This is a genomic window from Allocellulophaga tsushimaensis, assembly GCF_055383085.1.
In genome coordinates, this window is the sequence record NZ_AP039451.1 from 2,793,322 (window position 1) to 2,815,668 (window position 22,347).

12 protein-coding genes are annotated in these 22,347 nt (G+C 32.8%); 10 read left to right on the plus strand and 2 right to left on the minus strand.

Annotated elements, in window-relative coordinates; all coding sequences use genetic code 11:
• The first annotated feature begins 162 nt into the window (after nucleotides 1-162).
• Nucleotides 163-1,149: a lipid A-modifier LpxR family protein gene (locus tag ACZ451_RS12145; RefSeq protein WP_464212760.1), complete on the plus strand. Its 987-nt coding sequence runs from the start codon at nucleotides 163-165 to the stop codon at nucleotides 1,147-1,149.
• Between the two features lie 59 nt (nucleotides 1,150-1,208).
• On the opposite strand, the gene ACZ451_RS12150 is transcribed toward ACZ451_RS12145, so the two are convergent.
• Nucleotides 1,209-2,558: a sensor histidine kinase gene (locus ACZ451_RS12150; protein ID WP_464212762.1), complete on the minus strand. Its 1,350-nt coding sequence runs from the start codon at nucleotides 2,556-2,558 to the stop codon at nucleotides 1,209-1,211.
• The gene (locus ACZ451_RS12155) at nucleotides 2,555-3,922 is read right to left on the minus strand and encodes a sigma-54-dependent transcriptional regulator (protein WP_464212764.1); all 1,368 of its coding nucleotides are present in this window, start codon (nucleotides 3,920-3,922) and stop codon (nucleotides 2,555-2,557) included. The genes ACZ451_RS12150 and ACZ451_RS12155 overlap by 4 nt, the downstream gene beginning before the upstream one ends.
• A 204-nt stretch (nucleotides 3,923-4,126) precedes the next feature.
• Here ACZ451_RS12155 and ACZ451_RS12160 point away from each other — a divergent pair, with 204 nt between their 5' ends.
• From ACZ451_RS12160 to ACZ451_RS12200, 9 genes are all read left to right on the plus strand, one after another.
• Nucleotides 4,127-5,473: a TolC family protein gene (locus ACZ451_RS12160; RefSeq protein ID WP_464212766.1), complete on the plus strand. Its 1,347-nt coding sequence runs from the start codon at nucleotides 4,127-4,129 to the stop codon at nucleotides 5,471-5,473.
• 129 nt (nucleotides 5,474-5,602) lie between these two features.
• On the plus strand, nucleotides 5,603-6,853 hold the full coding sequence (locus ACZ451_RS12165) for an efflux RND transporter periplasmic adaptor subunit (protein ID WP_464212768.1): 1,251 nt from the start codon (nucleotides 5,603-5,605) through the stop codon (nucleotides 6,851-6,853).
• Between the two features lie 72 nt (nucleotides 6,854-6,925).
• A complete protein-coding gene (locus ACZ451_RS12170) occupies nucleotides 6,926-7,621 on the plus strand; it encodes an ABC transporter ATP-binding protein (RefSeq protein WP_464212770.1) in 696 nt (231 codons plus the stop codon).
• Between the two features lie 104 nt (nucleotides 7,622-7,725).
• Nucleotides 7,726-10,107, plus strand: coding sequence for an ABC transporter permease (locus ACZ451_RS12175; protein WP_464212772.1), 2,382 nt, complete (start codon nucleotides 7,726-7,728; stop codon nucleotides 10,105-10,107).
• Nucleotides 10,108-10,160: 53 nt separating this feature from the next.
• The gene (locus ACZ451_RS12180; protein ID WP_464212774.1) at nucleotides 10,161-12,563 is read left to right on the plus strand and encodes an ABC transporter permease; all 2,403 of its coding nucleotides are present in this window, start codon (nucleotides 10,161-10,163) and stop codon (nucleotides 12,561-12,563) included.
• A 52-nt stretch (nucleotides 12,564-12,615) separates the two neighbouring features.
• On the plus strand, nucleotides 12,616-14,976 hold the full coding sequence (locus ACZ451_RS12185) for an ABC transporter permease (protein ID WP_464212776.1): 2,361 nt from the start codon (nucleotides 12,616-12,618) through the stop codon (nucleotides 14,974-14,976).
• Nucleotides 14,977-15,031: 55 nt separating this feature from the next.
• Nucleotides 15,032-17,425, plus strand: coding sequence for an ABC transporter permease (locus tag ACZ451_RS12190; protein WP_464212778.1), 2,394 nt, complete (start codon nucleotides 15,032-15,034; stop codon nucleotides 17,423-17,425).
• 50 nt (nucleotides 17,426-17,475) lie between these two features.
• A complete protein-coding gene (locus ACZ451_RS12195; protein WP_464212780.1) occupies nucleotides 17,476-19,905 on the plus strand; it encodes an ABC transporter permease in 2,430 nt (809 codons plus the stop codon).
• Nucleotides 19,906-19,915: 10 nt separating this feature from the next.
• Nucleotides 19,916-22,345 (plus strand): ABC transporter permease, encoded by a 2,430-nt coding sequence (locus tag ACZ451_RS12200; RefSeq protein WP_464212782.1) that lies wholly within the window; start codon nucleotides 19,916-19,918, stop codon nucleotides 22,343-22,345.
• Nucleotides 22,346-22,347: the final 2 nt, after the last annotated feature.

Below are 22,347 nucleotides of genomic sequence, written 5' to 3' on the forward strand. Positions count from 1 at the left end.
ACATTTTAGGACTATTAAAAATCCTAAGTGCACAATAGCTTAGTTTTTATCATAAAAGTACCTATAAAGTTGTTCCTCAATTTTTAGAATATGTATCAGAAGAATGGTTTCTTTGTAAATATTTGCAATTAAAACAGACTAAAAATAAAACCATTCATTACTTTGAGAAGAAAACTATGCTATACCTTGTATATGATATTGATGTTTTTATACACATCAAAGCATAATGCACAAGATATAAAAGAGTACACAAAAGAGTTTTCTATTTCTTCTGCAAATGATGCATTTTTAATATTAGGTGATGATTTAGACCGCTTTTATAGCTTTGGTTTTGGCGCACATCTAAAATTTAAAGACAAGAAAATATTAGGTTTAGAAAAATACTTTCCTAACAAGAATGCCTATTTTTATGAAGTTGGTTTTCGGATAGAAGGGTATACACCAACAGATAAAGAAGTTTCTGATTTTGAAATTGAAACAAACACCATTTCTTTTGATCGCCCTTTTGCGGGAATTACGTATGGAACTTTTAATATGACTTACGCTTTTGAGCGGTCTAATTTTAAAACGGGTATTCTTCTTGGACTCATGGGAGACATTTCTCAAGCAGGAGACATACAGTCATGGTTTCATAGAAATATTACCAATGATGTGGTTTTTAAAGAAGAATGGGAATTTCAAGTTCCAAATCAGTTGTTATATAATATTAATGCAGAATATGCATATGATTTTTTACCCAATCAAGGTTGGTTTGATATGTATGGAGCGGTAGAAGCACAATTGGGAAATTTAAATATAAATGCCACACCAACGCTTGGTTTTCGGATAGGAAAATTTAAGAAAATATCAGAATCTATAGGTTTTGATAATACTATTCTAGCCCAGGATAATGATTTTGAATTATTTATTCAATCAACACTTAGTGGAACTGCAAATGGTTTTGATGCTACCGCTCAAGGAAATATTTTTAATAACGATTTTGAATTTGCTGTTGCTAATTTAAATACCTTTCATTCTACCATAACACATAGTATCTATTTTGCTTATCATAGATTTTCAATGGGTTATGAGCATTATTTTACAAGGGGCAAAACTTTAAAAAAAGCGCAGCATTCTTATGCTAGAATCCTCATGCGATATAAATTTTAAGTGCAGGCCTAAAATGTATTTCTATAAAAGGATTTTAAATCTCGATTATCATATTAAAATTAAGGGAAACTTAGCCTAAAAATAGTTTCTTGGTTTGGTATAGAATGCACTTTTATAGTACCACCATGCAAATGCATAATTTGTTTAGACAAACTTAACCCAATTCCTGTTCCTGTTGTTTTAGTGGTGAAAAAAGGCACAAAAATCTCATCGATGAGGTTTTCAGGTATTCCAGCCCCATTGTCATAAACCTCAACATAGGTATTTCCATTCTTTGTTTTGCTAGCAATTATTTTTATGAAACCATCTTCTTGATTTTGTATAGATTGATAAGCGTTTTTACAAAGATTAATTAAGATTTGAGAAATTTGCTTTTCATCAATAAAAAGTTCTAATTCTGAGGGTTTTATAACAGTTTCTAGACTAACATTATTATTTTTTGGATCGGTCATTAAAACACTGATTTTTGAAAGGAATTTTTTAGCAGAAACTAAAGTTTTATCGGGTTTTGGAAGACTTAAAAAACTACGATACGATTGTACAAACTCCATTAAATCTCCGCCTTGCTCTTTAATTACTTCCAGCCCTTTAACGGTATTTTTTATTAAACCATCATTAACATCTTTAATGGTAATAAGTTCAGCACCGCTTTTGTAATATTTTAGAATAGATTCTGAGATAGAAGTTATTGGTGTTATTGTATTCATTATTTCGTGCGTCAGTACACGTATCAATCGCATCCAAGAATCTGTTTCTTTTTCATCTAATTCTTGGTGAATATCTTGTGCTACGATGAGCAACATATCAATACCATTTAAAACAGTTGCTGTAGATTTTATAGCTATTTGTTTTTTCTCCCTTTCATTGGTAAGTTGAAGTAGTTTTCGTTCAAAAGGAATTAATGCTGCAAATATGTTATATAGTTCTGGGTTTATTTGATTAAGTTGTTTGATATGGTTTAATGGGGTGTGGGAAAATAATTCTTCAATTTTTGGATTGGCATACAGAATATGACCTTTTTTATTATAGGTCATAATACCAATATTTGCTTGTTTAATAATTTCTTGATAGTACTGTTCTTGTGCTTGCTTTTTTAAATGAATATCCTGAATCATTTCATTCAGCATATTTAAGCTATGATTTAATTCTTCTAAAGATTTTACGCTCAATTTTTCTGGGAAACGCAAAGTAAAGTCTTCATTTTTAATGGCATCAAAAAAATAAGCAATTTTTCGATTGGTTTGATTGATATAATAGATAAGGTAATAGGTTTGAATACTTAAAAAAACCAATAGGATGGCAGCACTAACATAAGAATCTTTAAAATAGAGAAAAGCCATTCCTACAGCGGTACATGTTAAGAAAACTACTCTAAAGATGAGCTGTATGTATATGTTTTTACTAATCATAGTTTTCCTGTTTTCTTAATTTTATTATAGAGCGTTTGCCTAGAAATTCCTAATTTTTCTGCGGCGGCGCTATAATTACCATTGTTTTGTTCTAAGGCATTGGTAATCATTAAAAGCTCCATTTCTTCTAAAGTTTCTGGTCCTTGTACAGTAGAAACTGTTGTTTTTTGGTGTAACAAAAAATCATTAGGTTTTAATACATTGCCTTCAGATAAAATTACGGCACGTTCCATAGTATGCAATAACTCTCTAATATTACCAGGCCAATTGTAAGCCAATAATTTTTCTTGTGCAGTTTGGTTTATTTTTAATCCTAATTTTCCATATTTAGCAGCAAATTTATTAAGGTAGAAATCTGCGATTACTAAAATATCGTTTTCCCTATCACGGAGTGCAGGCACTTCTATACTAATAGTATTGATACGATACAATAAATCTTCTCTAAAAAGCCCATCAGCAACCATACGCTCTAAATTACAATTTGTGGCGCAAACTAAACGAATGTCTACTGCAATAGGCGTGTTAGAGCCTACTCGTACAATAATTTTATTCTGAATTGCAGAAAGTAATTTGGCTTGTGCTTGTAAAGAAAGATTCCCAATTTCATCTAAAAAAAGTGTTCCTTTATGTGCTGCTTCAAATTTACCCACTCTATTTTCTTTAGCATCAGTATAAGCTCCTTTTAAATGCCCAAAAAGTTCACTCTCAAATAAACTTTCTGAGATAGAACCCATATCAACGCTAATAAAAACTTCTTTTTTACGTGTAGATAATTTGTGTAATTCTCTTGCTATAAGTTCTTTTCCTGAACCATTTTCTCCAGTGATTAGAACATTTACATCTGTTTTTGCCACTTTAGTCACTAAATTTAAAACCTTATTTAATGCTTTAGAATTACCAATAATATAATTTTTATTCTGGTTGATAACCTGTTTTAATTGCTGCTCTTTTTCTTTTAACTGAGTAACTTCTTTTTGCGATTTTCTGAGTGAATACGCCGCTTTTACAGTTGCTAATAGTTTATCATTATTCCAAGGTTTTAGAATAAAATCTGAGGCGCCTTCTTTTAAAGCATTAACAGCGAGTTCCACAGCACCATAGGCCGTCATCATAATTACAGACGTATAAGGAGATTTCTTTTTAATTTCCTTTAACCAAAACAAGCCTTCATTGCCCGTATTAATACCAGCAGAAAAATTCATGTCTAATAAAATAATATCTACTTGGTTTAGATCTGGAAAAGAAGAAATCTGATTTGGATTAGATAAAGTAGCCACATCACTATATTCAAATTGCAATAAAATTTCTAAAGCACTTAAAACACTTTTATTATCATCTATCACTAAAATTTTTGCCTCTACCATAGTTACAGCATTAAATATTTAGATTAAAACTAAACAATCTAATCATTATTAAATGTAAAGTGTCAAAAAAATGGACAATATCTGTAAATTTATTTTACACTATAGTATGAGGTAGTTTTTGTTTTTAATTTTAAATAATTGATTTTCAATTACTTAAAATTTTGGCATGACATTGGAAATAAAAGTTCACATATTATTTAAATCATGCATCAAAAAAATAAAATAATTACTTTTTGTTTTCTTTTAATCAGCAGTATTATCGTTGCACAAGAAAAATGGACTCTAGAAGATTGCGTACAATATGCATTAACGCATAATTTACAATTAAAAGATGCTAAATATGCCATAGCTTCTAATAAAGAAACCTATAAACAGTCTATTAGAAATGTACTGCCTAATATAAATGCATCAACTAACTATATCATTAATTTTGGTAGGAGTACAGATCCATTTACCAATGATGTGGTTACAAATGATTTCTTTTCTAATAGTTATAGCTTAGATGCTTCCATTGATTTGTTTCAAGGTTTTCAAAAATTAAATACAATAAAAGCATCTAAATTTTTACATAATGCAGTAAAAGAAGAAACCACTCATCAAAAATATCTAATAGCGTTTAGTGTAATGCAAGCTTTTTATGATATTCAGTTTTTTGAAGGTTTATTAACCATATCTAAAGAGCAACAAGAAATTTCGCAAAAAAATTATGATCTGGTTAAAAAGCAAATAGAATTGGGCTTAATGGCAGGAGCTGATTTATATGAGGCAGAATCTTTATTGTTAACAGATAAATTAAATGTTACCCAAAGTACCAACCAATTAGCAAATGCTAAACTTAGGCTTATACAAGCCATGAACTTAGAAGGTGATATTACGGATATAGAGATTACCAAAACACTAAAAACAATACAGAAAAATGAGTTAAATGTATTAGATACAGATAGTATTTATAGTAAAGCAAAAACTTTTGCTCCCCTTATTAAAGCGCAGGAATTACGAAAAAAAGCGGCTAAAAAACAATTGGCAATAGCAAGGGGTAGTTTATACCCATCATTATCTCTGTTTGGGGGTTACGGTACCGGTTTTTTTGAGACTACAAGAGATACATTAGGAGCTACTATTCCTTTTAGGAATCAATTTAAAGACAACACATTCCAGTTTGTTGGGGTTTCTTTAAATGTTCCTATTAGCAATGCTTGGTCTAGAAGGTCGCGTATTAAACAACAAAAAATAGCCTATTCTAGAGCACAAAATAATCTAGATGTACAAAAACAACAATTACAACAAACTATAGCGCAATTAGTGCAAGAACATAATTCTTTGTTGGTAGAATTAGAACAAAGTAACCAAAAAGTAAAAGCACAAAATCTAAGTTTTACTATTGCTCAAAAACGTTATGAAAAAGGATTAATCAATGCTTTGGATTTGTTTGCTGCTAAAAATTTATTTGCAAGCGCACAAAATGAAAACCTACAAGTGAGATTACGTTCAGAAATTAATACAAGTACATTAGATTTTTATAATGGTTTGCCTGTATTTAATATTAATTAAAGGCCAAAAAATAAGTAAATAACCTCGGGGCGTGTCCACGAGATATTAAAAGAAAGAATTCACATTGATTTTGACGCAAGCGTCGGAGCATTTTAAATCTCGATTATCGAGTAAAAGAATACAACAAGAATGGATATACAATTAGAAAAGAAAAAAGGACTAAGACCAAAGCATTATGCTTATATAGGAATTGCTTTGTTAGTAGCCTTTGTAGGTTGGAAAATGTTTGTCTCAACATCAGTTTCAACTTTTAGAACAGAAAAAGATAAACTTACAATAGCAGAAGTAACCCAAGGTAAGTTTGATGATTATATTACTATAAACGGTAATGTAGCTCCAATTTCTACTATTTACATGGATGCTTATGAAGGAGGGCGTGTAACCGAAAAATTAATAGAAGAAGGTGCAACGGTAAAAAAAGGAGATATTATTCTAAAATTAGAAAATATAAATCTTTATGAGCAAATTTTAAATAGTGAGAGTAACCTGGCTTTAAAACAAAATGATTTGCGTTCTACACGATTAAATTTTGATTCCAGACAAGTTGAAGGCAGACGTTCTTTAGCTACAGCCAGTACCGATTTGCAACGTTTAAAACGAAATTTTGAACAAAACCAAGCCCTTTTTGATGAGGAATTAATTTCTAAAGAAGTATACCAACTTTCTAAAGAAAATTATGAACTTTCTCAAAAACAATATGAAATTGTAAAATTACAAACAGAGCAAGATGATGCTTTGCGTAAAACTTCTTTAGCAGGCTTAGATACAGACTTAACTAGAATGCGTAAAACTTTAGGGATGGCATACCAACGCTTAGACCATTTAAATGTTCGTGCTCCAGCTGATGGTCAGTTGGGTTTTTTAGATGCAGAAATTGGTCAAAATATAAGTCAGGGGCAACGTATAGGACAGATCAATGTACTAACCGATTATAAAATTGAAGCGGCCATAGATGAGCATTATATAGATCGCGTAAAAAGAGATTTAATAGCTGTTTTAGAGCGTAATGGTAATGCATACACACTAAGAGTTAGAAAAGTATATCCAGAAGTACGTAGCGGTAGATTTAGAGTAGATTTAGTTTTTACAGCAGAAAAACCAGAAACGATTCGAACTGGTCAGAGTTATAATATAAAATTACAGTTAGGGGCCTCATCTGATGCGCTTTTAGTACCCAAAGGAAGCTTTTTTCAAAGTACAGGCGGACAGTGGATTTTTGTAGTAAATCCTGATGGTGGAGAAGCACTAAAACGCAATATAAGAGTAGGGAAACAAAATTCTAAATATTATGAAGTTTTAGAGGGATTACAAGCTAATGAAAAAGTGATCACCTCTAATTATGACAGTTTTGGAGAAGCAGAAAAAATTGTATTAAAATAGACAGATAGACTGTTACAAAAATAAAAATAGAATGTCTTTATCAATAGACTAAAGCAATAAATAAATCTTAAGATGATACAAATCAAAGAATTAAAAAAAAGTTTTAAAACGGAAGAGGTAGAAACTTTAGCGCTAAATAGTGTTAACCTTACCGTAGTAGAAGGAGAATTTGCTGCAATTATGGGGCCATCTGGTTGCGGTAAATCTACCTTATTGAACATCATAGGGATGTTAGATAACCCTACAGAAGGGAGTTATCAGTTTGCAGGTCATGAAGTTGGTGGCCTTAAAGAAAGTCAACGGACTCAATTACGAAAAGGAAACTTAGGTTTTGTTTTTCAAAGCTTTAACCTCATAGACGAGTTAACCGTTTTTGAAAATGTAGAGTTACCTCTTATTTATTTAAAAATGAATAAAAGCGAACGCAAACAAAAAGTAAGAGCTGTACTAGAGCGTATGAAAATTGCACACAGAGAAAAACATTTTCCCAACCAGTTATCTGGAGGGCAGCAACAGCGTGTAGCCATCGCAAGAGCAGTAGTTACCAATCCAAAACTAATCCTTGCCGATGAGCCTACAGGAAATTTAGATTCCAAAAATGGTATAGAAGTAATGAATTTGCTTACGGAACTAAACCAGGAAGGGACTACCATTGTAATGGTAACGCACTCAGATAGAGATTCGCATTATGCGCATAGAGTTATTAATTTATTTGATGGGCAAATTGTAACCGAAAATCAGAATAGAGCTATAGGAGCTAATGTATAATTAAGAGTTTATTCATCAACCCTGAGCGCAGTCGAAGGGTCAATCAATTAAAACAATAACCTGTCAGGTTTTGTACAGCTGGCAGGTCTTTAAAAAAGAACATCATGCTAAAAAATTATTTTAAAATTGCATTTAGAAACCTTTGGAAGTATAGAGGCTTCTCTTTGTTAAATATTTCTGGTTTAGCTATTGGTATGACTGCTGGCTTTCTTATTTTACTCTATGTTAACTTTGAGTTGAGTTATGATTCATTTCATACCAAAGCAAATCGAATTTACAGAGTAGTTGCGGATATTAAAACACCATCAGAAAATATTGAGGCAAGTTCAGTTGCATGGGCTGTGCTTCCAAATTTAACAAAAGAGTTTCCAGAAATAAAAGCATCTGTTCGTATAACCGATTCTGATATGTTGGTTCGTAAAGATGAAATCATATTTGAGGAGTCTAATGCTATTGCAGCGGATTCTACTTTCTTTGAGATATTTGATTTTAAGCTCATACGTGGTGATTTGAAAACTGTTTTGAAAAGCCCTTATTCACTGGTGTTATCTACTACTACTGCACAGAAATATTTTGGCGAGGAAAACCCTATGGGAAAAACGCTTGAAATAATGGAAGATGGTCATATTGCTACCATTACTGGTATCATGGAAGATATTCCCGAAAATTCACATATCAATGCAGATATGGTGCTGTCCTTGTCTACCTATACACAGGTTTTAAACCCCAATTTAGATACGCAATGGGGTAATTATGGAAGTACCAATTACATTTTGGTGAATAAAAATACAAACCGTGATCAATTACAGTCAAAATTCCCTAATTTTTTAGAACAGAACAATGGTGAGGAAATGAAATCTTCTCAAATGTTTGTCACATTGTTTCTAGAGCCATTCAAAGATGTTTATTTACGTTCAACAAGAGGAGGATCTGGCGATGGGAATATTAATAATATTTACATTTTTTCTATAGTTGCGATTTTTATTTTGTTAATAGCATGTATCAATTTTATAAATCTAACTACAGCGCGCTCCGTAGAGCGAGCAAAAGAAGTTGGTGTGCGTAAAGTAATAGGAGCAGAAAAACGCCATTTAAAGTTGCAATTTATTGGAGAATCTATTATTATTTCCTTTTTCGCGTTCTTAATCACCATAGTATTAATAGCGTTAAGTATTCCTTATTTCAATGAGTTGGCGGGCAAAACAGTAAGTACAGGGATTTTTGCTACGCCAGTGCATATTTTAATCTTGTTCCTAATTTCCCTAGGTATTGGTGTGTTGTCCGGTATTTATCCTGCTATGGTATTATCATCCTTTAAACCTGTAAGCATTTTAAAAGGTAATTTTTCAACAGGTATCAGGGGCACACTTCTACGAAAAGGATTGGTTATAACTCAGTTTACAATTTCTATAGCGCTTATCATTGGTACTATTATTATTTACAACCAAATGAGTTTTATGCGCAATCAAGACTTAGGTTTTAATAAAGAACAGACTTTGATTTTGCCAACGGGAGTTTCACCGCAGCAACAGGAACTAAAAGATACTATTGATGATCTGGTAGGGATTGAGTCGACTAGTTTGGGATCTAGTGCTCCTGGTTTTGGAAACAGTGCGGCATACTCAGAAATTCAGAACCAGAATGGTGAGATGCAAGTAGCAAACCTAGATCTCTATTTTGTAGATGAAGATTATATTTCTCAATTTGATTTAAAAATAGTAGCAGGACGCGCTTTTTCAAGAGATTTTGCAACAGATTCTACCCAAGCTATGGTTGTTAATGAAAGAGCGGTAAAATTATTAGGCTATAGTTCTGCTGAAGAAGCTATAGGGGCAAATTTTAGACAATGGGGTAGGGAAGGTAAAGTTATTGGAGTGATCAAAGATTTTCATTTTACCTCACTGCAACGAGAAATTGCACCACTGACTATGAGACTTGAAGAAAGTAATACGGATTTAATTGCTGTAAAGATAAGTTCTAAAAACATTCAACAGACTGTAGCAGCTATTGAGGCAACTTGGAAGGCTATAATACCAGATGCCCCTTTTGATTATTATTTTTTAGATGAGGTATTTAATAGGCAATACCAGACAGAGGAACGTTTTGGGAATCTTTTTCTAAATTTTGCTGGGCTTGCTATTCTAATTTCTTGTTTAGGATTATTAGGTCTTGCCGCTTATAGCACCCTTCAACGCAGACGCGAAATAGGTATTCGTAAAGTACTGGGTTCATCAATTTCAGGAGTTGTGCACCTTTTATCTGTTGAGTTTCTAAAGCTAGTAGGTATTGCTTTTTTGATCGCAACACCCATAGCTTGGTTTTTTATGCACTATTGGTTAGAAGATTTTGCATATAGAATAGCTATACAATGGTGGATGTTCTTCCTTGCTGGCGTATCTGCATTACTTATTGCACTTTTAACGGTTAGTTTTCATGCGGTAAAAGCTGCTATTGTCAATCCTGTAAAAAGTTTGCGAACAGAATAATTCATCAATTGGTGCTGAGTATGGCTCAAAACATAAAATAAAAATAAACAGTTATGTTTAGAAACTATTTAAAAATCGCTTTACGTAATCTTATTAAAAATAAGGGGTATTCTACTATAAATATTGGAGGTCTTGCTATCGGTATGACTTGTTTTTTATTGATTTCGTTATTTGTAAGTAACGAACTTTCGTATGATAGTTATCATGAAAAGGGAAGTAATATTTATAGAGTAGTACATCATGGTAGTGAAGATAATTTAGAAGATCAATGGATTTGGGGGAATGCACCCGTTGGAGCGGCGTTAAAAAAAGATTTCTCTGAAGTTATTGAAAAAGTTCAATTTTCAGGGAGATCAGATAATTTATTTAAATACCAAGATATTTCTTTTCAGGAGGGAAATTGCTTTTATGTAGATCCAACAGTATTTGAGGTATTTAGTTGGCCATTACTTTCTGGTAATCCTAAGACTGCGCTAGAAGCTCCTTACACTATAGTATTGACCGAAAGCACCGCCAAAAAATACTTTGGTAATGAAGATCCTATGGGTAAAACTTTAGATGGCGTTGGTGGTAGAGCTAATGATGGTATCTATACCGTAACTGGGGTCATGAAAGATATCCCCGAAAATTCGCATTTTTCTTTTGATGTTTTGATGTCCATGAGTTCTTTTTACCAAACTAGGCCAGGTATTTTTGATGCTTGGGGTTATGTAGATTTTTACACTTATTTTTTGGTAACAGATCATTTTGATCAAACCGCATTTCAGGCTAAAATGCCAGAATTTCTAAAAAGAAATAGACCTCCTGAAGATGCTGAATATTACTACAACCTTTCTTTTGAGCCTTTAAAAGATGCCTATTTAAATTCTAAAGCTGCTCGCCAGCCTGGTATTACGGGTAGTTTGTCTAATATTTATATTTTTTCCATTATCGGACTTTTTATTCTAGTAATTGCATCTATCAATTTTATGAACTTAGCTACTGCGCGTTCTTTAGAAAGGGCTAAAGAAGTTGGGATACGAAAAGTAATAGGAGCGGATAAAAAAGGATTGATCTATCAGTTTTTAGGAGAATCATTAATCATGGTTTTAGTTTCAGCACTAATTGGTTTGGTTTTAGTTGTGATATGCCTACCATGGATGAGTACAATAACGGGGAAGCAGTTTTTAGTTAAAGAAATTTTTAGTGGTTTTACACTTACCCTATATTTTGGAACTGCCTTAGTTACAGGTTTACTAGCAGGAAGTTACCCCGCTTTTGTGTTATCTGATTTTAAACCCTCTAAAGTATTAAAAGGAGTTTTTAGGACCTCTAAAAATGGGGTAAACCTTAGAAAAGGACTAGTGATATTCCAATTCAGCCTTTCCATCGCTTTAATTGCAAGTACTATCATTGTGTATACACAGTTAGCCTATATGCTAAATAAAAATTTAGGTTTTGATAGAGAACAACAATTGGTTATTGATTTTAATTGGGATAATGAAGTGCTCAATAGTTTGGAAACTATTAAAAGCGAGTTTTTAAGCCATCCTGATATTACATCTGTTTCTGCTTCTAGAACAGTCCCTGGTGGACATTTTCCTGCTGCTGGTACTAATATCGAAACCTATGAGGGTAAAATGGAAAATTTTGAACCATTTCTTTATGAAGTAGATGTTGATTTTATACCACATTATGATATAGAAGTTGTTGCTGGGAGAGCCTATTCCAGAGACTTTCCTACAGATACTATTTCTTCAATGGTAGTAAATGTAGCTGCAGCTAAAAGCTTTGGATATGCAAATCCATCAGATATTATAGGAAAGCGTTTTGCACAATGGGGAAAAGAAGGAACTATAGTTGGAGTGGTCCAAGATTTTAATTATTTATCACTACACCAACAAGTTGCTCCTTTAACCTTACGTTTAGAGCCTTACAGTAGTAGGTATTTATCCTTACAGCTAAAATCAAAGGATTTACAAAAAGTTATTAAAGATATTGGTAATAAGTGGGCAGTTTTAGCACCTCATCGTCCGTTTTTATATAGTTTTTTAGATGAATCTTTTAATACGCAATATGAAGCAGATTTTAAATTTAAGAAGCTATTTACCATATTTTCATTTCTTGCCATTTTAATAGCCTGTCTTGGTTTACTTGGTTTGGCAACCTATAGCGCTATTCAGCGGACTAAAGAAATAGGGGTTAGAAAAGTATTGGGAGCTGAGGTTGCTAGTATTGTAAAACTATTATCTAAAGACTTTATTAAGCTAGTATGTATTGCCATTCTTATTGCCACTCCTTTTTCATGGTATGTAATGCGCAAATGGCTTAATGCATATGCCTATAGTGTAGACGTAAATTGGTGGGTGTTTGCATTAGCAGGTCTTTTGGCACTTGCAATTGCAATACTAACCATTAGTTTTTTAGGGATTAAAGCAGCAAAAGCTAATCCTATTAAAAGCTTACGAACAGAATAATTCATCAACTTGTGCTGAGCGCAGTTGAAGCATCAATTAAAAAATCGTAAAGATGTTAAAAAACTATTTAAAAATAGCTTGGAGGAATTTACTTAAAAACAAGAGTTTTTCTTTGTTAAATATTATGGGTCTTTCCATTGGTCTTGCGGTAACAGCCCTTATTTTAATATGGGTTAATTTTGAAATGAACGTTGATCAATTTCATGAAAAGAAAGACCGGATTTATCAAGTATATAATCAAGCACCTGTAGATGGTGAAATATGGACTTGGAATTCCACTCCAAAAATCATGGCACCTACAATAAAAAATGATTATCCTGAAGTGAAAAGTGTTTCTAGATACTTCTATAATACAGAATTCTTATTTTCAAAAGAGGACAAGAGGATAAAATCTGTTGGTACTGTTGTTGATCCTGATTTTTTAAATATTTTCAGTTTTCCGCTATTGGAAGGAAATATCGAAACAGTTTTAGAAGATGTCAATTCCATCGTTATTACGGAAACATTTGCAAAAAAAATGTTTGGCAGCGAACCAGCGGTTGGTAAAATAGTAAAAGTAGATAATGCTGATAGTTTTAAAATAACGGGGATACTGAAAGATCATCCTAATAATACAGGGTTTAATTTTGAGTTTTTAATGCCTTGGGCCTACATTCATCAAAAAGGTTGGACCGATGAACATTGGGGAAACAATTCAATTGCCACTTATGTGCTGTTGAAGGATGGAGTAGACTATGATACCTTTTCAGAGAAAATTAAAACACTCCGCAAAAGGTACGACAAAGAATCTCCTGATATGATCACCTTTTTATATCCTTGGTCAAGGTATTGGTTGTATTCAGAATTTGAGAATGGAAAGGAAATTGGAGGTAGAATTGATCTTATTCGCATGTTTGGAATTATTGCTGCTATTATTTTAATTATTGCTTGTATCAACTTCATGAATTTAAGTACTGCCCGTAGCGAAAAACGAGCAAAGGAAGTGGGAATTCGGAAAGTTGTGGGAGCAAGAAAAACTGCGTTGATTGGTCAGTTTTTAGGAGAATCTATATTAATTTCAATACTAGCCTCAGTACTTGCATTAGTATTTGTGCTGCTGTTTTTACCATCCTTTAGTGAATTGGTAGAAAGACCATTGGTATTAGACTTGACTAATGTATGGTTCTGGTTAACTGTTTTTGGTGTTATACTTTTTACAGGAATATTATCAGGTAGCTATCCTGCCTTATACCTTTCTGGGTTTAAACCTTCTGCAGTATTAAAAGGAACTTTTAAAAAAATAAGCGCTCCAATTACACCTAGAAAAGTCTTGGTGGTACTTCAATTCTCTGCAGCCATTATTCTTATTACTGCGAGTCTCATCGTAACAAAGCAAATGAAAAAAGTTCAAGATCGGCAAGCGGGTTATGCTAAGAATAATTTAACTTATTCAACGATGGAAGGAGATATAGAAAAGAATTATACTTTGATTAAAACAGAGCTTTTATCTAAAGGAATAGCAGAATCTGTAACTAAAACCAATTCTCCAATAACAGAAACTCAGAGTAATACATGGGGTTTTGAGTGGAAGGGTAAAAGTGAGGATAATAAAACATTAGTGCATAGGTTTATTGCTGATGATGCTGTTGTAAAAACTATGGGTATTGAACTTATTGCAGGTCGCGATTTTGATTTGAAAAAATATCCAACTGATTCTACAGCTGCGATTATAAACGAATCATCGGTAAAACTAATGAATTTTGAAGAGCCTATAGGGCAAATAATTAAAGACAATAATAGAGATTGGCATATTGTAGGGGTGGTAAAAGATTTTGTTATGAATTCTCCATTTCAAAAAGTTGAGCCTATTGTAATAGAGGGAGCCAAAGCTTGGTTCAGTGTCATCCATATCAAGCTTAATAAAGAAGTGAAAACATCAGAAAGTCTAGCTAATGTAGAAGCTGTTTTCCGTAAGTATAACCCAGAGTACCCTTTCAATTATGAGTTTGTAGATCAGGCATATGCTAAGAAATTCAATGATGAAAAAAGAACAAATCAATTGGTTAGCTTGTTTACCCTTATCACAATTTTCATTTCTTGTCTAGGTCTATTTGGTTTGGCGAGTTACATGGCAGAAAATCGGATTAAAGAAATTGGGATTCGAAAAGTTTTGGGAGCATCAGTTAAAAGTATAACAACATTATTGTCTAAAGACTTTTTAAAATTAGTTCTAATAGCTATTGTAATTGCTGTACCAGTTTCTTGGTATTTTATGAACAAATGGTTAGAAGATTTTGCATACAGAATAACTATTTCTTGGTGGATTTTTGCACTTGCTGGAATTATGGCATTAACCATAGCATTATTAACAGTAGGTTACCAAGCAATTAAAGCAGCCATAGTTAACCCTGTAAAAAGTTTACGAACAGAATAATTCATCAACTTGTGCAGCGCGTAGTCGAAGCATCAATCAAAAAAATCAATCAATTATGTTAAAAAATTATATCAAAATAGCGTTTCGGAATTTACAGAAGAAAAAAGGACATGCTTTGTTAAATATCGGAGGGCTTTCTATTGGAATGGCAACTACAATCTTAATAGGCGTTTGGGTGTTTGATGAACTATCGTATAACAAAGGTTTTGAAAACTACGATCGTATTGCTCAAGTAATGCAAACACAAACCTTTAGTGGAGAAATTAAGACAGATTCCAATCAGCCTATGCAATTAGCACCTGTACTCCGTACAGATTATGGCGATTATTTTGAACATGTCATTACAAGTACTTTTCCTTTTGATGTTTTATTTACGGTTGGCGAAAATAAAATCTCTTATTCTGGTTCTTTTACAGAACCAGCTATCACAGAAATGTTATCCTTAAAAATGCTTACAGGTACAAGAGGGGCCTTAGAAGATCCTTCATCAGTAATAGTATCAAAAACAGCAGCTTTAGCACTTTTTGGTACTACTGATATTGTTGGTAAAAATGTGCAGATAGGATCTTCTACCACCCTTTTAGTTGCTGGTGTTTATGAAGATCTTCCAAAAAATAATAGTTTTTCGAATCTTAAGTTTATTGCATCTTGGGAATTTTTAAAAAAAGCGCAAGGTTATGAAGAGCGTGTTGGATGGGGAAATAATTGGTTTCAGACTTTTGTACAATTAAAGGACGGAGTAGCTGTAGATGTGGCATCTACTGTTATTAAAAATTCTAAACTTGATAATTTAAGTAAAGAAGATGCTTCTAGTGCAAATTTTAAACCAGTAATTCATTTACACCCCTTATCAAAATGGCATTTATATTCTCGTTTCGAAAATGGTATTAATACTGGAGGCGCTATAGATAGCGTTTGGTTATTTGGTATTATTGGAATTATTATTTTATTGTTGGCATGTATTAATTTTATGAATCTTACTACTGCTCAATCTGTTAAAAGGTCTAAAGAAGTAGGGATTCGTAAGACTATAGGGTCTATACGCTATCAATTAATATTTCAATTTCTAATAGAATCTTTTTTAGTAGTATGCATTGCCTTTGTATTTTCATTAATATTAGTGCTCTTAGCACAATCTACTTTTAATGAGGTAACGCGTAAATCTTTAAGTATCCCTTGGAATTCATATGAGTTTTGGGCTATCTCAATTTGTTTTATAGCACTTACTAGCCTTATCTCGGGTAGTTATCCGTCTTTTTATTTGTCCTCTTTTAAACCTATAAAAGTTTTAAAAGGAACTTTTAATCGAAAAGATGGCGCCGTACCCTTACGTAAAGTTTTAGTGGTTTTTCAGTTTGTTATCTCTACGGCATTAATAATAGGCACTGTTACTATATATAGGCAAATGAAGTATGTAGAAAACAGACCTTTAGGATACGAGAGAGAAGGAATTGTATATGTGCCTATTACTAAAAAAGATATTCTAAATCGTTTTGAAACGGTACAAAAAGAAATTCTTGAGTCACAAGATATTGAAAATGTTGCCGCCTCTGATGTGTTGGTAACCGGTACGTTCACTACAAATAGTGGTTTTGATTGGAAAGGGAAGGATCCAAGTTTTGCAGAAGAATTTAATACGCTGAGGGCTACACATGATTTTGGTGAAATGATAAATTGGGAGTTAAAAGAGGGTAGAGGCTTTTCTAGAGATTTTAAAAGCGATTCTTTAGCTTTTGTTATAAATGAAACTGCAGTACGTTATATGGGGCTAGAAAATCCAGTAGGCGAATATGTAAAATGGGGAGATAATGGTAAATTTAAGATTGTAGGTGTTGTTAAAGATATGGTGACTAGATCTCCTTTTACGGCTGTGAAACCTACTATTTTTACCTTACATTATGGAAATTTCTTGAACTATATTAATATTAAAATCAAGCCAAACAGAAGCCCAAAAGAAGCCTTGGCACATATGGAAAGTGTTTTTAAAAAATACGATCCAGAACAACCTTTTTCATATACATTTTTAGATGATGAGTACCAGCAATATTTTTCTGAAGAAAAGCGCATGGGGAAATTAATAAGCTTCTTTGCCTTATTAGCAATTCTAATCAGTTGTATTGGAATCTTTGGTCTTTCTGCATTTATGGCAGAACAACGTTTTAAAGAAATTGGCATCCGAAAAGTATTAGGAGCATCAGTGTATAGCATATGGAAAATGCTTTCTAAAGATTTCCTTTTATTAGTGATCATCTCTTGTATCATAGCAATACCTATTGGTTATTATTATATGAACAATTGGATTCAAGAATTTAATTATAGAGCAGAATTAAGCTGGTGGATTTTTGCAATAGCTATTTTAGGATCATTGGTCACTACATTTATTACCATCAGTTTTCAATCTATTAAAGCAGCAGTTACTAAACCGGTAAAAAGTTTACAAACAGAATAATTCATCAATTTGTGCTGAGCGTAGTCGAAGCATTAAAAAAAGCATCAATCATGTTAAAACAATATATTAAAATTGCTTGGCGTAATCTTTTAAAAAATAAACAGCAAACTATTATTAATTTAATGGGGCTTACCATAGGTACCGTTAGTTGCCTTTCCATTTTACTATTTGTGTTTGCCCAAATTGGCTATGATGAACATCATAAAGATGCCGCATCCATTTACAGAGTAGAAACCATTATAGAAAGAGATGAAGCAGAAACTTTTAATACGGCAGCAGCCTCGCCTCCAATTGCTTTTGCGCTAAAAGAAGATTTTCCAGAAGTAAAAGAAGCTACTCGTGTTGTTTTAACCGATGTGTTTTATAGTAATTTAATTGCTGCTGCTGATAGTAATGATGCGTATTATGAGCCTAGAGTTTATATGGCAGATTCTACTTTTTTTAAAGTGTTTAGTTACAAATTTATAGAAGGAAGACCAGAAACAGCTTTAGATGAACCTAATGCATTAGTGCTTTCTTCGTATTTAGCACATAAAATGTTTGGGACTAAAAAGGCATTAGGAAAAGCGGTAACATGGGGTAGTGGTGTAGATGCACAAACCTTAACCGTTAAAGGTGTATTTGATGAAACCTATGGAAAATCGCACTTAAACCCTAATTATATTGTGAGTATGAGTACACCAGGGATGGGAACTTTTGTACAAAATTTTGAAAGTTTTGCTACCAATAATTTTGTGTATAGTTATGTAAAAATGTTACCTAATGCTAATGTGAGTAGTTTACAAAATAAGCTTCCCAATTTTATCCAAGAGAGAGGGGCAAAAGACTTATCAGATGCAGGGATGACCAATAAAAAGCTATTATTAAAGAAAGTCCCTGATATTCATTTGTATTCAGCAGGACGAGACAATCAAATTCATGAGGTTTCTAATATTAAATTCCTCTATTTTTTATTACTATTAGCATTTTTTATTCAGTTAGTAGCCTGCATTAACTTTATCAACCTAAGTACTGCAAGAGCCAGTAAAAGGGCTAAAGAAATTGGGGTTCGTAAAGTTGTTGGTGCTGATAAAAATATGCTAATGCGTCAATTTTTAGGAGAATCTTTATTATTGTCTTTATTTGCAATGCTTATAAGTATTCCACTAACAATTTTAGCACTTCCTTTGGTTAATCAACTTACTGGAGCAAGTCTAGTATATCAGGATCTATTGCATTGGGAAATAGGATCATTGTTATTTGCCTTAGGAATATTTACAGGTTTAGCCTCTGGGATATATCCTGCACTCATATTATCAGCTATTAAACCTATTAAAGCACTTAAAAGCGCTACGATATTGCAATCTGGTAATGGAAATTTTAGAAAAGCTTTGGTCATTTTTCAGTTTGTGGTGTCTATTGGTTTGGTTGCTACAGTAATAATAGTAGCACAACAGTTTCGGTTTACACAAGAAAAAGACTTGGGATACAATAAGAATAACCTATTAGCTTTACGAATTGGTACTGATGAAGCATCAAGTAAATTTGAATCGCTTAAATCTTCATTTACGAGCATTCCAGGGGTACTTAGTGTATCTAGCGGTAATTATGCTCCTTCGGAAGTGATACTTAGTGATAACGGTTTATATCTTCCTGGTGGGAACAGAGAAAATACCACAATAGTTAAAAGACAAGGCGTAAGTGATGGTTACTTTGAAACCATGAACATCCCTTTGATTATAGGAAGAGATTTTACTCCCGCAGATACGCTTGATCAGATCATCGTGAATCAGGCAACATTAAAAGCCTTTAACATTAAAGAAGAAGAAGCTCTAAGTTCTAGACTGATTCAAAGTTTTGGGGATGAAACTTATGAAATGCAGGTTATTGGTGTGGTAAAAGATTATCATTATGCTTCTCTAAAGCACGAAATTGCACCATTGTTTTTACATAAAGAAAGCGATCCAAATTGGTTATTTCTAAAAACCAATACTACAGACTATGCACAACTCTTGGAAAAATTAGAAAAACAATGGAAAATAACAGTTAAAAATGTTCCTTTTGATTACAGGTTTGTAGATAGTGAAGTGGAACGACTATACGATGATGAAAAACGCTTAGGGCAACTTTCTATGGTTTTTACAATTTTAGCGATTCTTATTAGTTGTTTGGGACTTTTTGGATTGGTTTCTTATGTAGCAGAGCAAAAGAAAAAAGAAATAGGAATCCGAAAAGTATTAGGAGCAAGTGTACGTTCAGTAGTACAATTGCTCACACAAGATTTTATAAAGCTAGTACTTGTTTCATTAGTTATAGCATCACCAATAGCCTATTACTTTTTACAAGGCTGGTTAGAAGGTTTTACCTATCATATCGACATCCAGTGGTGGGTTTTTGCACTATCAGGTGGCTTTGCTTTAATGATCACTTTTTTAACTGTTGCTTTTAAATCACTAAAATCTGCTACAGCAAACCCAGTAAAAAGTTTACGAACGGAATAAAAAATACAACATGTATAAACTATTTTTTAAAATTGCAACAAGGTATTTGCTTAAAAATAAGCTCTATTCTTTTATCAATATTTTTGGTATGGCAATTGGCGTGGCTTCCTTTGTACTGATTATGCTGTATGTAAACTATGAACGTAGCTATGATAAATTTGAAGGCTCAGAGCAGGTATATAGAGCTTACATGGAATACATGGAAGGAGATGCCTTTGTACCTGGGGATGCACAAACCTATAATTTAACTGGGCCTGCTTTAAAAAAGGAATTCCCCGAAGTACTAGATTATGTTCGGTTTTATTTTTTTGAAAAACTAACCTTTCAATTAGGGGAACGTATATTAGAACAACCTTTGGGCTCATTGGCAGACCCTTCGTACTTTACCATCTTTAACTATCCACTGTTAAAAGGAGAAAAAGAAACGGTGCTTTCTCAACCTTATTCTATTGTGCTTTCTGAATCATTTGCGCAAAAATTGTTTGGAGATGAAAATCCAATACAAAAAACAATTTCTGCATTTAGGGATGGTGAAAAAGCAGTTCTTACAGTAACAGGTATCATGGCCGATGTTCCTAAAACCGCTCACTATAGAAATTCGTTTTTAATTTCTTATGAAACCGAAAAAACATGGACAGATTATGGTCCAAGGATTCATGAACTCAATTGGAATATGAATAATTATTATACCTATTTAAAACTAGATAAAAATGCTAATGTTGCAGCATTGCGTCAGAAAATAATAGATAGTGATATAGAAGAAGATACAGAAGAACAACATGGTATTGAAGCTCTTGAAGACATTCATTTATATTCCAATAAGCCCTATGAAGTTTCGGCAAATGGGAGTGTTACACGTATTAAATTTTTAATGGCTATTGCTTTTATTATTCTAATACTTTCTTGGCTAAACTATATAAACCTATCAGCAACAAAGTCTATGGAGCGGGCAAAAGAAACGGGTATTCGTAAAGTTTCCGGAGCGCAAAAATCACAATTAATTATTCAATCTCTCATAGAATCTATTTTATTAAATTTTATCGCTATTTCAATTTCTTTAGTTTTTGTTGTAATTCTATTACCTATTTATAATAACATTACGGGTAAAGCACTTAGTATAGGCTTAACTAATATCACTACTTTTTTACCTTATTATCTCTTTATATTATTGGGTATGATTCTCGCTGGGCTATACCCAGCATTACTATTGAGTAACTATTCTCCTGTAAAAGCCTTAAAAGGTAAAATACAGGCTTCTACCCAAGGTTTGGTAATTAGAAAAGGACTTATTGTTACTCAATTTTTAGCCACTATTATTTTATTAATAGGCACTATTGTAGTAACCAAGCAGATTCATTTTTTAGAAAGTCAGCCCATAGGGGCTAATATTAATCAAGTTGTTGCATTAAAAGGAGAAGTAGTTAGTACTAAAGTAGATTCTCTTTTGACTAGAGATTACAAAGTTTTACAAGAAGAATTAAAGAAATTACCTTTTGTTCAACAAGTAGCGATAACACAGACCTACCCTGGCGATAGTTTTGATAATCTCTCCTCTACTCGTGGAATCTTTTTGCCTAATGGCACTCAAGAAACCGATAAAATATTTTATACCTATCATGCGCAACCAGACTATTTTGATTTAGTAGATATCGAATTTTTGTCTGGAGGTACCTTTCTGCCGTCATCAGATTTAGGAGGAAGACAGGTTGTAGTTAATGAAACGTTCCTTAAAAATATGGGGATTTCATCTCATGAAGACATTCTAAATAAAACATTACGTTTTTGGGGTAATAATGAGTGGAAAGTAACAGGAATTATTAAAGATTATTATCATTTTGGATTGAAAAGTTCTATGTTACCTATGATGATTAGATATGAACGCAGTGATGTAAGTAATCTTTTGGTAAAATTAGATGCTTCAGCAACATCACTAACAGGTTTTGAATCTTCTATACAACAAATTAAATCTGAATGGACTAAGGTTTTTCCAAGAAGTACCTTTAACTATACTTTTTTAGACCAGAAGTTTGAAGCACAATACAAAGATGATAAAGCTTTTGGAACTGCTTTCCAGATTTTTACGCTTTTGGCAATATTCATTGCTTCTTTAGGACTGTTTGGACTTACATCGTATACCGTGATACAACGTAAAAAAGAGATAGGAATAAGAAAGGTTAATGGAGCAACGATACCACAAGTGCTTGGTCTTCTGAATATAGATTTTGTAAAATGGATAGGTTTGGCATTTCTTATTGCTACCCCTATTTCTTGGTACGCTATGCATAAATGGTTAGAAGGTTTTGCATACAAAACAACATTGAGTTGGTGGATTTTTGCACTAGCGGGTATTTCAGCACTTTTCATTGCATTGTTAACGGTAAGCTGGCAAAGTTTTCAAGCAGCAATTGCTAACCCAGTTGATTCGTTAAGAGATGAATAATA